At 40.0% G+C, this 14,801-nt stretch carries 14 protein-coding genes and 1 pseudogene; 7 read left to right on the top strand and 8 right to left on the bottom strand.

The window, feature by feature from the left end:
• Nucleotides 1-12 precede the first annotated feature (12 nt).
• The 6 genes from CA730_RS24600 to CA730_RS17385 form a co-directional block, all read right to left on the bottom strand.
• Complete coding sequence (locus tag CA730_RS24600) at nucleotides 13-162, bottom strand: hypothetical protein (protein ID WP_157750017.1); 150 nt, start codon at nucleotides 160-162, stop codon at nucleotides 13-15.
• Nucleotides 163-522: 360 nt separating this feature from the next.
• Nucleotides 523-1,992: a glycogen synthase GlgA gene (gene glgA / locus CA730_RS17410; RefSeq protein WP_096669201.1), complete on the bottom strand. Its 1,470-nt coding sequence runs from the start codon at nucleotides 1,990-1,992 to the stop codon at nucleotides 523-525.
• A gap of 106 nt (nucleotides 1,993-2,098) precedes the next feature.
• On the bottom strand, nucleotides 2,099-3,067 hold the full coding sequence (hemC, locus tag CA730_RS17405; protein WP_096669199.1) for a hydroxymethylbilane synthase: 969 nt from the start codon (nucleotides 3,065-3,067) through the stop codon (nucleotides 2,099-2,101).
• Nucleotides 3,068-3,483: 416 nt separating this feature from the next.
• Complete coding sequence (locus CA730_RS17395) at nucleotides 3,484-3,858, bottom strand: hypothetical protein (RefSeq protein WP_096669197.1); 375 nt, start codon at nucleotides 3,856-3,858, stop codon at nucleotides 3,484-3,486.
• A gap of 199 nt (nucleotides 3,859-4,057) precedes the next feature.
• Nucleotides 4,058-4,492 carry a CAAD domain-containing protein gene (locus CA730_RS17390; RefSeq protein WP_330221272.1) on the bottom strand — a complete coding sequence of 145 codons (435 nt, stop codon included), beginning with the start codon at nucleotides 4,490-4,492 and terminating at the stop codon, nucleotides 4,058-4,060.
• A 218-nt stretch (nucleotides 4,493-4,710) separates the two neighbouring features.
• Nucleotides 4,711-5,427, bottom strand: a complete 717-nt coding sequence (locus CA730_RS17385) for a hypothetical protein (RefSeq protein WP_096669193.1) — start codon at nucleotides 5,425-5,427, stop codon at nucleotides 4,711-4,713.
• A gap of 115 nt (nucleotides 5,428-5,542) precedes the next feature.
• On the opposite strand from CA730_RS17385, the gene CA730_RS17380 reads away from it, so the two are divergent.
• From CA730_RS17380 to CA730_RS17365, 4 genes are all read left to right on the top strand, one after another.
• Nucleotides 5,543-6,775 (top strand): ATP-grasp domain-containing protein, encoded by a 1,233-nt coding sequence (locus CA730_RS17380; RefSeq protein ID WP_096669191.1) that lies wholly within the window; start codon nucleotides 5,543-5,545, stop codon nucleotides 6,773-6,775.
• A 49-nt stretch (nucleotides 6,776-6,824) separates the two neighbouring features.
• Nucleotides 6,825-7,709: a succinate--CoA ligase subunit alpha gene (locus CA730_RS17375; RefSeq protein ID WP_096669189.1), complete on the top strand. Its 885-nt coding sequence runs from the start codon at nucleotides 6,825-6,827 to the stop codon at nucleotides 7,707-7,709.
• Nucleotides 7,710-7,916: 207 nt separating this feature from the next.
• Nucleotides 7,917-9,200 (top strand): carboxyl-terminal processing protease CtpC, encoded by a 1,284-nt coding sequence (ctpC, locus tag CA730_RS17370; RefSeq protein WP_096669187.1) that lies wholly within the window; start codon nucleotides 7,917-7,919, stop codon nucleotides 9,198-9,200.
• A gap of 386 nt (nucleotides 9,201-9,586) precedes the next feature.
• Nucleotides 9,587-10,582: a protochlorophyllide reductase gene (locus CA730_RS17365; protein WP_096669185.1), complete on the top strand. Its 996-nt coding sequence runs from the start codon at nucleotides 9,587-9,589 to the stop codon at nucleotides 10,580-10,582.
• A gap of 203 nt (nucleotides 10,583-10,785) precedes the next feature.
• Here CA730_RS17365 and CA730_RS17360 read toward each other — a convergent pair whose 3' ends face one another.
• On the bottom strand, nucleotides 10,786-11,802 hold the full coding sequence (locus CA730_RS17360) for a sulfate/molybdate ABC transporter ATP-binding protein (RefSeq protein WP_096669183.1): 1,017 nt from the start codon (nucleotides 11,800-11,802) through the stop codon (nucleotides 10,786-10,788).
• A 173-nt stretch (nucleotides 11,803-11,975) separates the two neighbouring features.
• On the opposite strand from CA730_RS17360, the gene ilvA reads away from it, so the two are divergent.
• Nucleotides 11,976-13,517 carry a threonine ammonia-lyase, biosynthetic gene (gene ilvA, locus CA730_RS17355; RefSeq protein ID WP_269076526.1) on the top strand — a complete coding sequence of 514 codons (1,542 nt, stop codon included), beginning with the start codon at nucleotides 11,976-11,978 and terminating at the stop codon, nucleotides 13,515-13,517.
• A 40-nt stretch (nucleotides 13,518-13,557) separates the two neighbouring features.
• On the opposite strand, the gene CA730_RS17350 is transcribed toward ilvA, so the two are convergent.
• Complete coding sequence (locus CA730_RS17350; protein ID WP_096669181.1) at nucleotides 13,558-14,019, bottom strand: pyridoxamine 5'-phosphate oxidase family protein; 462 nt, start codon at nucleotides 14,017-14,019, stop codon at nucleotides 13,558-13,560.
• Nucleotides 14,020-14,293: 274 nt separating this feature from the next.
• On the opposite strand from CA730_RS17350, the gene CA730_RS24595 reads away from it, so the two are divergent.
• Together CA730_RS24595 and CA730_RS17345 are read left to right on the top strand one after the other, a co-directional pair.
• Nucleotides 14,294-14,467, top strand: a complete 174-nt coding sequence (locus tag CA730_RS24595; RefSeq protein WP_157750016.1) for a hypothetical protein — start codon at nucleotides 14,294-14,296, stop codon at nucleotides 14,465-14,467.
• A pseudogene (locus CA730_RS17345) lies at nucleotides 14,427-14,801 on the top strand (HAD-IC family P-type ATPase); the annotation flags it as partial. The gene CA730_RS24595 and the pseudogene CA730_RS17345, both read left to right, overlap by 41 nt.

The raw sequence follows: 14,801 nt of genomic DNA, 5'->3' as shown, positions 1-14,801 counted from the left end.
ATACGTTTTCTATCAAAATAACCTCAGAACCAATAATTTTATCCCACATTCCGCACCCCCCGGTGTCACAATCGGTTTTTTCTGATTTTTATCCCCATTTAATGTTGTATTTTGTACCAAAACCAAGAAATATTGGTAGGCGATAGCGAAGCGCTGCTGCAAGCAGTTCGCTAAAACCAAATCTCCAAACGACCAATTTCCGTTGTGTGACAGTTTAGGGTGCGGAAGGTAGGTTTTATACTTAGTCGTGAATATTTAACTGTACTTGTACCTTAATAAGAATAATTTCTATTTGGCTTCAAAAAATTCTCTCGGCAATTAGTTCTTATGTACTAAATACATCCCTTTCCTTGGGGTGTGACAGTTGTGGGTGCGGAATGTGGGTTACAAATTTTGCGAATTTCTGCGACGCGCTCTAACTAATCCATCTTTTTTTAATTCTATATTATCGTGAATTAAAAAGGGGCATTTCAGATAAACACCCCATCAATATTGTTTACAATTCCAACTTTCTACAACACCTTAAACTAATTTCGGTTTTGGTTTTAGTGTAGGTTCTGGTGTTGGTTTTGGTGTAGGTTCTGGCGTTACTTCTGGTATCGCTTCCGGTTCTGGTTCTGGTAAACCATAGATAGAACGATAAAGTTTATCGTACTCTTTAGCCGATTCATACCAACTGAAGTTTTCACTCATCCCCCGTTTTTGTAATTCTTGCCATTGGGGTTTGAAACGGAAACCTTCCCAAGCGCGAATCATACAGGTAAAGAGGTCTAGGGGTTCATAGCGGTCAAAGCAATAACCTGTACCTGCTTCATTGACTGGATCAAAGTGGCTGACGGTATCCACTAATCCCCCTGTGCGGCGGACAATGGGAACAGAACCGTAACGCAAAGCCATCATTTGGCTGATGCCGCAGGGTTCAAAGCGGCTAGGCATTAGGAAGGCATCTGTACCTGCGTAAATGCGACGAGAAAGGGCATCATTATACAGGAGGTAGGTGGCCATGCGTCCGGGATAACGGGATGCGAGTTGCCACATTTGGGTTTCATAATAGCGATCGCCTGTTCCCAAAAGGACAAATTGAGCATCTGTATAAGCCATGAAACGGTCAAGGATTTGTAATACTAAATCCATCCCCTTCTGCTCTACCAACCTTGTCACCATGCCGATAAGAAAGGCATTGGAATTAACTTCTAAACCCACCTCTTCTTGCAGAGCTATTTTATTAGCTTTGCGTTGATCAAGGGTCTCTATGGTAAAGGGTTGAGCAATGTATTTATCATTAGCCGGATCATAAATATCAGTATCTATGCCGTTAATTATTCCTGATAATTTGCCACTAACAAAAGATAATAACCCTTCTATTTGTTCACCATAGGCAGGTGTTTTGATTTGTTCTGCATAGGTGGGAGAAACTGTATTGACTTTATTGGCAAACTGGACTGCGGCAGCCATTGTATTGTGTCCTTGCATATACCAGGGACACCAGGTAATTTTCTCTAAATACCACCGCCAAGGTCCTTGATAAGCGAGGTTGTGAATGGTGAATACGCTGGTAATATCTGGAGATTGATTCAACCAGACAGGTAACATTCCTGTGTGCCAATCATGACAATGGACAATTTCCGGTTTCCAGTAATTCCAGCAAAATTCCGCCGCACCATTGGAAAATAATGTAAATCTCCAATCTTCATCTTCTCCACCATAAACCCGTCGAGGTAGAAAGGCTGGATGTCCAAATAAATACAAAGGAACATCAGTTCCAGGCAGGACACTTTCATAAACTGAAAATTCCTGAAACATGGCAGAACCTTTCCAAATGGGTTCTGTAGGAACTGGCATTTTGTCGGGAACAAAGCCATAGTAAGGCATGAAAATCCGTACATCATGACCCATTGCTCTTAAGACTTTTGGTAATGCACCTACAACATCCCCCATTCCGCCAACTTTGGCAATGGGAGCAGCTTCTGCCGCTACAAATAAAATTTTCATGGTAATTGGTAATTGGTAATTGGTAATTGGGGATTGGTAATTGGGTAATTAAACTCTCTTTTCTTTTCTTCTCTTGACTGTCACCTGTCACCTATAACCTATCACCCTATGATCCTCGTTGAATCTCGGTAAAGATTTTTTCTAAGATTTCTGTAGCGCCTTTTTCTCTGAGAATGCCAGCTAGTTCTGCGCCTAACTTTTCAGCATCAGCCGCTGCACCAGTAACGGTATCTTTAACTATTTGTTGACCATCTACGCTGGCAACAAGACCTTTTAATGTTAATTGATCACCATTGATTTCTGTATTTACACCAATGGGAACTTGACAACCGCCTTCTAAAACTCGTAAAAATGATCTTTCTGCTAAACAGCGATCGCGTGTTTGCGGGTGTTCAATCGCTTTCAGTAAGCCAATTACTTCCTCATCATCTGCTCGGCATTCTATCCCCAAAGCACCTTGTCCGACGGCATGGAGGGTGACTTCCGGGGTGAGAATTTGATGGATGCGATCGCTCATTTCCAATCTTTCTAAACCAGCAACCGCTAAAATTAAAGCATCATACTCACCAGCATCCAATTTTTCCATACGTGTGATTAAATTTCCCCGCACATCCTTAAACGTAAAATGAGGGAACTTATAGCGTAACTGTGCCAATCTTCGCAAAGAAGAAGTCCCAATTACCGCACCCGCTGGTAAAGTCTCTAGTTTTTCACCTTGATACTTTTTATGTAGCACCACCGCATCTGCGGGGTTTTCCCGTTCTGTAATCGCTGCTAGGGTCAACCCTGCTGGTAAATTAGTTGGTAGATCCTTGAGAGAATGCACGGCAAAATCAATCTCTTTATTGATCATGCCCAATTCCAGTTCCTTGGTAAATAGTCCTTTATCGCCAATTTTAGCCAAGGCTACATCCAGGATTTTGTCCCCTTGAGTAGACATGGTATGGACTTCAAAAGTAATTTCGGGAAAGCTTTTCTGGAGTTCCGCTTGTACCCAATATGTTTGAACTAAAGCTAGTTGGCTTTTACGTGAACCAATACGAATAGTGCGTGCAGGACTAGAAACTGAAGTCATAAAACTATTTGTCAAACCAGGCGATAAATTAACACTTATCTAGACTACCGCAGGGAGTGACTTACTGGATTAAATCGAGATAATTCTGTGAAGATTTTGTGTGTCACTAGCTTTACATTTATTTACAATTTATAGAAATAGATCCAATAATAATAAGTCCCCGACTTCTCGAAGAAGTCGGGGATCTGGAAATTTGAATATAATCAAGTTTACAAAAGATTAGGTGTAACAGAAGTTTGGTTTTTTCAAAACAATCAATTTACAGTTGATCATCTGCGCGGTGAAAGTTATGAATTGGTTGAAAAAAGTCAATTATTGCCAACCTTAGATTTGTCAATTTTGGCGCAATATGTAGTCGCAGATGACCCTTTAGATGCAGCTTTAGAATGTCGAGATAAAATCAAAACAATGATAAATCAGATTATTCCTGGTCCTTTACCTCGCTTATCAAAATCCTCTGTTAATAGACCTGTTTTATCTTCATTAACTTCTCGCAATTCCTGTATCCGTTCAGCTTTTTCTTGTTCGGCGGCTTCTCGTGCATCACCAGGAACTTCATAATACATTTCCGGTTCAACTGCATAATTATTCAACAACCCCTCTTTGTCCACAGTATAACCGTCCGTTGTCCGAATACTGTAAATATCAGTTTGGTCATCAGTGGAGGCACTTGCAAGATCCTCTTCAGTAGGCAGGTGTTTATAATTTGCTCCCTCTCTTTTCATTCGTGCTGCTGTTTCTGCGGGAATTATGCCCCGATCATAGGTATCTGCGCTAATCTTTTCATTCATATAATTAGCCCTTTTTCAGCATTACACAAACCAGATTATAATTTTTTAGCAAATAAACCTACTACCTTTGGGAATAATTGCCAAAAATATTTCTATAATAATTATCTATCTATAGATAGATTTAACTATGTAAAATCCACAATAAAAAATGTAAGCTAGTTTATAACTAACCTACATTTTAATATCTCCAAAAAAATCTTTATCCTAAAGATTGTTGTTTGAAGGCGTTAAATTTCTGAGATATTTCTTGCCGAGTCTCATATTTGAGGAGATAACGGAAAGTGAACCAAATAGAATAAAACAAGCCAATCAACTCTAAAATCGGTTGTAGTAACGGTAAATCATTAACAGCATCTAGTAATGCGATCGCTACTTTAACTGTGACAAAAGCTGATAAGATCAAGACTACAGTGATTAAACCCTGTTTATTGTTGTTAAAAATACTGCCTAAATAATCTGGCAGTTTGTTTAAAAATTCAACAATTTGTCTAATAAATTGCTGCCATTGAGACTCAGATTCCTTAGCAGCAGGTAATTCTGGTAAACGGCGATTGTCTCTACCTGAAAAAGATCCACTATCTTGTGGTGAAGAAGAATTTCCTTTTTCTGTTTGCTGTGCTTGCGTTTCCATCATAGTTATCATTTAGGAATTACAACATTTTTGACAAGTGAATAGACACGATTAAAATATCACAGTTTAGAGGCTAAATTTTCAATTATTAAAAAACTAACTTATTCAACCTCTTTTTAATTGATGAATATTATCTTCCTAATTTCCACTATCAAAAGGCACAATTTCCAAATTGTTAATAACTCTGATAGAGCAGGAGGCAGGAATCAGGAGTCAGGAGTTCAGGAGAAAGAAAGAAGAAGGAAGAAGGAAGAAGGAATAAAGAAATTTCTCCCCTGCTCCCTGCTCCCCTGCCCCCTACCTCTTACTGCGGTTGCCGCATAAGCACTTTGTACAGCCCTTTCCCAAGACTTGACTGCGCTTTGCCATTGATTTTGATTACCATAGACCTTGGCTTGACTGGCGGCTTTCATAGCCTGTTGATAGAATGTGGCTGCTAATTGTTGTTTTTTAGCGCGATCGCGGGCTACAATAATTTTTGGTTGGTATTCTGCCAACAGCTTGCGGGCATCCTCAGATCCTAAACTACCTATAGGAATAATTTTGAGGGTACTAATTGCTGTCTGGAAATCAGATTCTACCTTTTGCCATTCAGGGGCAGATTTAGCCGTGATTTGACGTTTAGTAGCGGCTTGGGCGAGAGTTGTGGCATTGGCAATTTTCTGTACCCAGGTTTCTTCTTTGAGCAACTGATCATTAACACTTTTTAAACTATTTTGATAACTTGGTAAATTAGCTTTTACCAATCCATAGAGTTCATTACTAGGCTTAATTATCTCTAATGAAGTGATTGCCTGTCTCCACAACTTTTGTCTATTACGTAACTCATCTAAACTCTTAGCAGGGGGTTGATTTGCTTTTTGGGGTGAAGATGGCATTTGTAAGGCTTTTAGCACCTGGTTAATTTTTGTTGACTGTTCAGAAAAACTATTCACCATGTCAAAATAAATTTTCAGTTAAGCAAAACCAAATTTTATAATTTTCGGTATTGGGTAAAATATCAGATAGCATCAGAGAAAGCGAGTTGGACTTGTTAATACAAGGTGTGTCTCAATGGATTTATTGGAGTACCAAGTTAAAGAGTGGTTTGGTAAAATTGGGATTCCTGTTTTACCATCTCAAAGAATAGACCATCCTACAGATTTAAAACGGTTAAAAATTCGTTACCCGATTGTGCTGAAATCTCAGGTGCAAGCTGGGGAAAGGGAAAAGGCGGGTGGAGTTAGGGTTGTAGAAACCACAATTGATGCGATCGCTACAGCACAGAATATATTTAATCTACCAATTTGGGGGCAACTGCCAGAAGTTTTATTGGCAGAATCAAAATATGATGCCCAGGAAGAATTTTATCTAGCTGTAGTTTTAGATACTGCGCTTTGTCGTCCCGTTTTATTGGGTTGCACAGAAGCAAATATTGACTGGGAGACAGCGGGGGAAAAAATTCAGCACGTTGTCGTAGAACAAGAATTTTCTCCATTTTATGCTAGACGACTAGCTTTAAAAATGGGCTTACAGGGGGCGTTAATGCAGACTGTGAGTGATATTGTGGAGAAACTGTACCAGTTATTTGTCCAAAAGGATTTGGACTTGGTGGAGATTCATCCACTGGGTGTGAACTCTGCGGGTCAAGTGATGGCTCTGAATGGTAAGGTCAGGGTTAACAAACAGGCTATTAACCGTCATCCGGAAATAGCCGATATGGCTGCCAAAATGGTTGGTCTTCTTCATGGTAATCAAAAAAATAACGGCTTGTTGAGTAGGTGGGATGGGATAGAAATGCAGGGTAAAATCTGCATAATAGGCAATGGGAAAGGTTCTGTTTTAACAACATTGGATGAGGTTGTTAATGCTCATGGTCATCCTGGCAAATGTGTCAATTTGCGCCATACTTTCATGAGTGATACAACACAGACTACTTTTAGCGATCGCCTGATTAGTAGTTTGACAAATTTAGTAAATGATCAGAATACTCAAGTTATTTTAGTCAACTTTTTGGGGACTATTCCGCAAGTTGACCAACTCCCAGAAATTATTAGCCAATTTCTCCATTCAGACAGAAGCCAAATCACATCTGGGGTGTCAGCCGCCAATGGGAATAAAAGTCAGCAGCCATTGAATTTACCCTGGTTAATCCTCCGTTTAGCTGGTTCTGAATTCAATCATGTCAGAGAAGAGTTAGCCGCACGGAAAACCCCTGATCAATTGCTGATAGTTGTAGAAAATTTAGATGAAGCCGTCAAGGAAGCAGTTCGTTTAGCAAAGACTCCGGTATTAAAAAAAAGGTAAGAGGCAATATTTTTACCAATTACCACTAACAACTGACAACTAACAGACTATGAACTTAACACCAGAAAGTAAAGTTTTAATCCAGGGATTTTGTGAATTTATTTCCGCAACCCATATTGCTCAAATGCAAGCTTATGGCACAAATTTAGTAGCTGGTGTCAAGCCTGGTTATGGTGGACAAAAAATATATAATCTACCAGTATTTGATTTAGTAGAGGAGGCTGTTGCCAAATTTGGACAGATTGACACCACAATTATTTGTGTTCCACCTTATCAAGTTTTGGATGCAGCATTAGAAGCGATCGCCTCTAATATCCCCCAAATTATCATTACTACCGCTGGTGTTCCCCCATTGGACATGGTACAACTTCTTCGCAAAACAGAAGCTTGTGAGACTTTAATTATTGGACCAAATAGTCCAGGAATCATCGTTCCGGGGAAAATTCTCCTGGGTACTCAACCTAGCGAATTTTATATCCCTGGTTCTGTGGGCATTGTTAGTCGTAGTAGTACCCTGACATACGAGGTTGCGTGGGAATTAACAAAAGCGGGTTTAGGGCAATCAATTAGTGTCAGTATTGGTAGTGATGCTATTGTTGGTTCTTCATTCCTCCAATGGTTACAAATCCTTGATGAAGACGACACCACAGAAGCGATTGTTTTAATCGGACAACCTGGTGGGGGAAGCGAAGAAGCAGCAGCACAATATATTACAGAAACAATTGATAAACCTGTAATTGCCTATATTGCTGGTAGATACGCACCACCAGCGCGAAATTGGCAACAAACAGGGACTTTAGCCACTGTAATTGGACGTTCTGCGACTTTTGGTACAGTAGAAAGTAAATTGGCTGCTTTTGAGTCCGCAAAAATTCCTGTTGCTGAGAGTCCCTCTCAAATTCCGGAATTACTCAAAAAAATGACAATATCTTAATTTTAACAGAAAACCCGTCAACGCTGTCCGCTGACGGTCTAACAGCTTACAAGTAGTCCTGCAAAATAAATTTCATATTGAGGAGAGGGAACAGGAAAGCAATACAGAGATTTCTGTTTATTAAAAAATATCAATTACCAATTAGCGATCGCTGTGTTAGATTGGGCATACTTGATATGTATTTTTTCCTTTGACACGGCTGCCATTATGGTAATTACAAAAAGTAAACTGGTTTTGAGTGCTACGGTGGTAACGCTTTCTACAATTGCTGTTACTGGTTTGGGTATTCACTCAATTGGTAAGGCTTCATTTAAAGATAGTCACAAGGATTTGATAGATGAAGTTTGGCAAATTATTTACTATCGATATGTAGATGGTACTTTTAATCAGGTGGATTGGCAAGCTGTACGCAAGGAATATTTAAGCAAGTCCTATACCGATGATAAATCAGCCTACAAGTCTGTCCGGGAAATGCTGAAAAAGCTAGAAGACCCCTACACCCGGTTCATGGACCCAGAAGAATTCAAGAATATGCAAGTTGATACCTCTGGAGAACTTACAGGTATTGGTATCACAATCAGTCAAGATGCAAAAACAAAACAACTAATTGTTATCGCCCCAATTGAGGATACACCCGCATTTAAAGCCGGTATTTTAGCTAAAGATATCATTCTGGAGATTGATGGCAAAAGCACCAAAGGTATGGACACCAATGACGCAGTAGCCCTCATTCGGGGAGAATCAGGTAGCAAGGTGAAACTGACAATTTTGCGGAATGGTCAGAAAAAACAATTCAATATTCAACGAGCGCGGATTGAAATTCATCCCGTCCGCTTTTCGGAAAAGAAAACCCCAGCGGGAAATCTTGGCTATATTCGCTTGAATCAATTCAGCGCCAATGCCACCAAAGAAATGAAAAGTGCTATTGAAAAGTTAGAAGCTAAAAAAGTTTCTGGTTATATTCTAGATTTACGTGGTAATCCTGGGGGACTACTATACGCCAGTATAGAAATTGCTCAAATGTGGATAAATAAAGGCACAATTGTTTTTACTATTGACCGTCAAGGTACACAGGATAAACAAGTTGCCAATGGCACGGCTTTAACTGATAAACCTTTGATTATATTAGTAGATAAAGGTTCAGCTAGTGCTAGTGAAATTCTTTCTGGGGCATTGCAAGATAATAAACGAGCGACTTTAGTTGGAAATCAAACTTTTGGTAAAGGTTTAGTCCAGTCTGTACAACCTTTAAAATCTGGTGCTGGTTTGGCTGTAACTATTGCTAAATATCATACTCCCAGCGGGAAAGATATTAATAAGCATGGTATTGATCCAGACGTGAAGGTAGAATTGACTGATGCCCAGCGTCAAGAGTTATGGTTAGCTGGAAAGGATAAATTAGCGACTCTTGAAGATCCTCAATTTGCTAAAGCCGTGGAATTATTAGGTAAACAAGCTGCTGGAAATACTAATACAAGTGGAAAAAACTAATGGCTCTACCGTTCCCTTTGTGTAAAACAACATTTATTGTAGATTGGGTTGAGGGACGAAACCCAACACCTCTTACTATCCTCCTGCTAATGTTGGGTTTCACTTCATACCGCAACGGGCAAGCAACCTACAACCCAACCTACGAAAATTAAATTAATATTCTCTTCCATGAGGGGAGCGGTAGAACCAAATTAATTGATTGAGCATTTTAAAAATTCCTAAACCAATCAATTTTGTAGGGGCAAACCCCCTGTGGTTATCCTAAATGAGTTATGAACAACAAGATCCCCGACTTCTTAAAGAAGTCGGGGATCTCGAAAAACACGAGATTATAAGATCATGTAGACTGTTTTGTAATTAACCTATCATCAAAGGAGTCTGAACAAATGGAACAAAATCGTAAATCAACCGCAATCATCACAGGTGCTTCTTCGGGAGTTGGGTTACAAGCAGCAAAAGCTCTCGTAGACAAAGGAAACTGGCACGTCATTATGGCTTGTCGTGATTTAATCAAAGCCGAAAAAGCTGCTCAAAGTGTGGGAATCCCGGCAAATAGCTACACACTCATGCAAATTGATTTAGGCTCTTTAGAAAGCGTTCGACAATTTGTAAATAATTTCCGAGCCACTGGCAAAACCGTCGAAGCTTTGGTTTGCAACGCGGCCATTTATATGCCCTTAATTAAAGAACCTTTATTCTCTCCCGAAGGATATGAATTAACCGTTACTACAAATCACTTGGGACATTTTCTCCTCTGTAATTTGATGTTGGCAGATTTGCAAAAGTCACCTGCTGCTGATAAACGATTGGTAATTTTGGGAACTGTTACCCACAACCCAGATGAATTGGGTGGCAAAATTCCTCCTCGTCCAGATTTGGGTAATTTTGAAGGTTTTGCAGCAGGTTTCCAAAATCCCATTTGCATGATTAACGGTAAGGAATTTGAACCAGTCAAAGCCTACAAAGATAGTAAGGTATGTAATGTTCTGACGATGCGCGAACTACATAACCGTTTTCATGAATCCACTGGCATTACTTTTAGTTCTCTCTATCCTGGTTGTGTGGCAACTACGGCTTTATTCCGCAATCACTATCCTCTGTTCCAGAAGATTTTCCCTCTTTTCCAAAAGTATATCACTGGAGGATTTGTGACTGAGGAATTATCAGGAGAGCGGGTGGCAATGGTGGTTGCTGATTCTGAATACAAACAATCTGGTATTTATTGGAGTTGGGGAAATCGTCAAAAAGAAGGTAGAACTTCTTTTGTGCAAAAAGTTTCTCCCCAAGCAAGAGATGACGAAAAAGGTAAGCGGATGTGGGATCTTAGCTATCACTTGGTAGGATTAGGAAAAGAATCTGAAAAAGCAAAATCTCTAATTTAATTGGTCATTAGTCAGTTGTCATTATACTCAAAACGGCTTGATTGTTTGATTCTAAACCTAGGGGTTTAGCACTGCTAAACCCCTACACATCTGGGTTCTTTGTCATTTGGCAAAAGTTTAAATCTCACCCGTGTTTAGTATAGTCAGTTGTCAATTGTCATTTCATTGGTAAGGGGGGAAAAATTTCCCCTGTTCCCTGTTCCCTAAATTGAATAATAAAGCGGAAAAGATTTCGCATCTTTTGGTTTAACATAAACCTTTGCTTGTGGTTCTAATTTTAATTCATCGAACCGTTCCCGTGTTAAATGGGCTGTCATCATTTGCCCATCATCTAAGGTTAATTCAACTTGAATTTCCCAGCCTAAATGAATGATTCTGCTGACTGTGGCTTGCGCTGTTGTGCCATTACCAACTGTTTCAATGATGATATCTTGGGGACGCAAAAATGTTTCTGGGTTTGTTGATTCAAAACCACTACTTTGGAAGATTTTTGCAGAACTGGGTAATACGTTCACCGGACCAATAAAACTCATCACAAATGCAGATGCGGGATGATCATAAATTTGTGCGGGTGTTCCTACCTGTTCTACTTTGCCTTTATTCATGACGACAATTTCATCGGCAACTTCCATTGCTTCTTCTTGGTCATGGGTGACGAAAACTGTGGTGACATGAACTTCGTCATGCAGACGACGTAACCAAGCTCGTAAGTCCTTACGAACTTTGGCATCAAGCGCTCCAAATGGTTCATCTAATAAGAGGACATTGGGTTCTACAGCCAAGGCTCTAGCTAGCGCTACCCGTTGTCTTTGTCCGCCGGAAAGTTGGGAAGGATAGCGATCGCCTAATCCACTTAATTGTACCAGTCCTAATAACTGTTCTACTTTTCCCGCAATTTTCTTTTTGGGGGCTTTGCGAATTTCTAAGCCAAAGGCGATATTTTTACGGACTGTTAAATGTTTAAATAGGGCATAGTGCTGAAACACAAAGCCAATATTTCTTTCTTGGACACTTTGAAAGGTGGCATCTTTGCCCGTTAAAATGATTTTACCTGTATCTGGCATTTCTAAACCAGAGATTAACCGCAACAAGGTAGACTTACCAGATCCCGATGGACCAAGTAAGGCGACCAGCGAACCACTCTGAATTTCTAGGTTTACCTGTTCAACTGCTTGGAAACTACCAAATTGTTTAGAGACGTTTTCAACTACTATGCCCACTGGTGCTACACCTCTGCAAATAATCTACGGTTTGTAAGTAGGAATACCGTACTTTATATTTATATCATAAATATTGGCAGTTGTAGCATTAAAATTCATGAATTAAGTTCACATTTAACCAAACAGTATTGCATCCCCAAAACCATTACCCCAAAGACCCAACAAGCGGTAGAATTAACAACCAACCCCAATCCCCCCTTGATATGTATTGCGACTACTTGGTACAAATTCTCACCGCCCGCGTCTATGATGTAGCCCAAGAAACACCATTGGAATATGCCCCAAATCTCTCTAACCGCATTTATAACAAACTCCTCCTCAAACGGGAAGATATGCAATCGGTTTTCTCGTTCAAACTGCGGGGTGCATATAACAAAATGGTCAATCTCACACCAGACCTACTTAAACAGGGTGTCATTGCGGCTTCTGCGGGGAATCATGCCCAAGGTGTGGCTTTAGCTGCCAGTCGTTTAGGAACAAAAGCCATCATTGTTATGCCCGTAATTACGCCCCAGGTGAAAATCAATGCTGTCAAAGCCCGGGGAGGAGAGGTTGTATTACATGGCAATAATTATGATGATGCTTACGCCCACGCCCGACAATTAGAAGCGGAAAAGGGGTTGACTTTTATACATCCATTTGATGATCCTGATGTTATCGCAGGTCAGGGAACAATTGGCATGGAAATTCTCCGCCAATATCAGCAACCTATTCACGCTATTTTTGTGGCTATTGGTGGTGGTGGCTTAATTTCCGGGATTGCAGCTTATGTTAAACGGTTGCGTCCTGATATTAAAATTATTGGTGTTGAACCTGTAGATGCTAACGCTATGTATCAATCATTGCAAGCTGGTGAACGGGTGCGGTTGTCTCAGGTAGGTTTATTTGCGGATGGTGTAGCGGTGCGGGAAGTGGGGGAAGAAACTTTTCGGCTATGTCAACAATATGTGGATGAAATTATTTTAGTGGATACAGATGCTACCTGTGCGGCAATTAAAGATGTGTTTGAAGATACTCGCTCTATTTTAGAACCTGCGGGGGCATTAGCGATCGCTGGCGCAAAACTTTATGCCGAACGAGAACAAATTCAAAATCAAACCCTCATCGCCGTTGCTTGTGGCGCTAATATGAATTTTGACCGTTTACGTTTTGTGGCGGAACGGGCAGAATTTGGCGAACGTCGAGAAGCTATCTTTGCAGTGAGAATTCCCGAAGAAAGAGGGAGTTTAAGAAAGTTTTGTGACTGTATTGGTAAACGCAACTTGACAGAATTTAACTATCGCATTGCTGACGAAAAAGAAGCACATATTTTCGTAGGTGTGCAAATAGAAAATCGTGCTGACGCTGCGAAAATGGTCGAAAATTTTGAATCTCACGGTTTAAAAACCATAGATTTAACAGATGATGAATTAACCAAACTGCATTTGCGTCACATGGTAGGAGGACATTCTCCATTAGCAGAAAATGAACTCCTTTATCGGTTTGAATTTGCCGAACGTCCCGGTGCATTAATGCAGTTTGTCACTTCTATGTCTCCTGATTGGAACATTAGCTTATTTCATTATCGCAATAATGGCGCAGACTATGGACGAATTGTGGTAGGAATGCAAGTTCCCCCCCATGAAACAGCAGAATGGCAATCATTTTTAGATAATCTTGGTTATCACTATTGGCATGAAAGCAATAATCCGGCATATAAGTTGTTTTTAGGATGATTTTGATATATCCCCGACTTCTTGAAGAAGTCGGGGATATTTAAGGATGTGAGAGTTCTAAAAAACTAATAGTTTGCGGCATAAAACTAGATGAACTTTCCCAATAATCTACTTTATTAACTTTTATTTTTAATAAAGCAATATTGGGTTCATCTATGCCTTTAGGAAACCAGATTTCTAATCCTGGCTGCCATTTTGATTGAATTTCCTGACGTTCTCTTGTTAACTGGGCTATTCCTAATATGGAAACAAATCGTTCTTGATTAGGTGTGGAAAAACTCACATTCACCTGTTGATGATGTTGAATTTCTACGACTTTATGGGAATTAGCTGGGGTAAAAAACCAGAGTGTGGCATCATTATCAATTTCATTCCACATTGACATGGGACGACTATGTAAACTGCCATCATCATCAATTGTGGTTAACATCCCACATTCAAGACCTTCAAGCAATTTACGCAATTCCTGCACTTGTGGTTTTGTGTCTACAGATTGTGTCATTTTTTCTAAAATTCTAGTTTTATAAACATTAGTGATATTTTTAGTGTTAAGGTTTTTCGATTTATATACGTGAGTCTAAAGAGGTAATTATCAGAATTGGTTATGACTAATTTATAAATAAATCTATCTTGTAGTAGATGCTATACCGAAAATATTAAAATAGAAATTTATGTCAAATATCAGTAATGTATATTGTAAAATTATCCAATCAGGATAAAACTCTGAAGTAAAAAATGGGTGAATGCTGGAGTGATTTGGGGTGTAACTTTAATTAATGCTATTATTGGTTTTGTCCAAGAATCAAAAGCCGAAAGTGCGATCGCTGGTTACCGTTACCTTAGCAATTGGTGTTTCCCGCACGGCCAGCCGTCACGCCATTGTTCGCAAGTTACCCGTAGTGGAAACCCTGTCAACAAGCTGGTATCCAGGTGAAAATGATTATAGGTGATCATGCTGTCACGGCTGCTGCGATCGCATCCAGGATGGGTTTTAATCATCATCGGGAAGTGAGGGCTTTTACAGGTGCGGAACTGACGACAATTGACAAACCAGAACTGGCCACAGCCATAGAAGATGGGGTAGTATTTGCCCGTGTAGCGCCAGAACAGAAATTGCGAATTGTGGAAGCACTGCAATCTAAAGGTGAAATAGTCGCTATGACAGGGGATGGTGTTAATGATGCACCAGCGTTGAAACAAGCGGATATTGACATTGCAATGGGTGGGGCGGGTACGGAAGTAGCCAAAGAAGCTGCTGATATGATTTTGACAGATGTAGGACTT

This window comes from Dolichospermum compactum NIES-806, assembly GCF_002368115.1.
In the GTDB taxonomy this organism is placed as follows: domain Bacteria; phylum Cyanobacteriota; class Cyanobacteriia; order Cyanobacteriales; family Nostocaceae; genus Dolichospermum; species Dolichospermum compactum.
This window is presented reverse-complemented; position numbering and strand designations above follow the sequence as displayed.

Coding starts and splice junctions, on each gene's coding strand:
- CA730_RS17375 (WP_096669189.1), top strand. CDS start 6,825: ATGAACTTAACACCAGAAAGTAAAGTTTTAATCCAGGGATTTTGTGAA.
- glgA (WP_096669201.1), bottom strand. CDS start 1,992: ATGAAAATTTTATTTGTAGCGGCAGAAGCTGCTCCCATTGCCAAAGTT.
- CA730_RS17390 (WP_330221272.1), bottom strand. CDS start 4,492: ATGATGGAAACGCAAGCACAGCAAACAGAAAAAGGAAATTCTTCTTCA.
- ctpC (WP_096669187.1), top strand. CDS start 7,917: ATGGTAATTACAAAAAGTAAACTGGTTTTGAGTGCTACGGTGGTAACG.
- CA730_RS17350 (WP_096669181.1), bottom strand. CDS start 14,019: ATGACACAATCTGTAGACACAAAACCACAAGTGCAGGAATTGCGTAAA.
- CA730_RS17385 (WP_096669193.1), bottom strand. CDS start 5,427: ATGGTGAATAGTTTTTCTGAACAGTCAACAAAAATTAACCAGGTGCTA.
- CA730_RS17395 (WP_096669197.1), bottom strand. CDS start 3,858: ATGAATGAAAAGATTAGCGCAGATACCTATGATCGGGGCATAATTCCC.
- CA730_RS17365 (WP_096669185.1), top strand. CDS start 9,587: ATGGAACAAAATCGTAAATCAACCGCAATCATCACAGGTGCTTCTTCG.
- hemC (WP_096669199.1), bottom strand. CDS start 3,067: ATGACTTCAGTTTCTAGTCCTGCACGCACTATTCGTATTGGTTCACGT.
- CA730_RS24595 (WP_157750016.1), top strand. CDS start 14,294: ATGCTATTATTGGTTTTGTCCAAGAATCAAAAGCCGAAAGTGCGATCG.
- CA730_RS17380 (WP_096669191.1), top strand. CDS start 5,543: ATGGATTTATTGGAGTACCAAGTTAAAGAGTGGTTTGGTAAAATTGGG.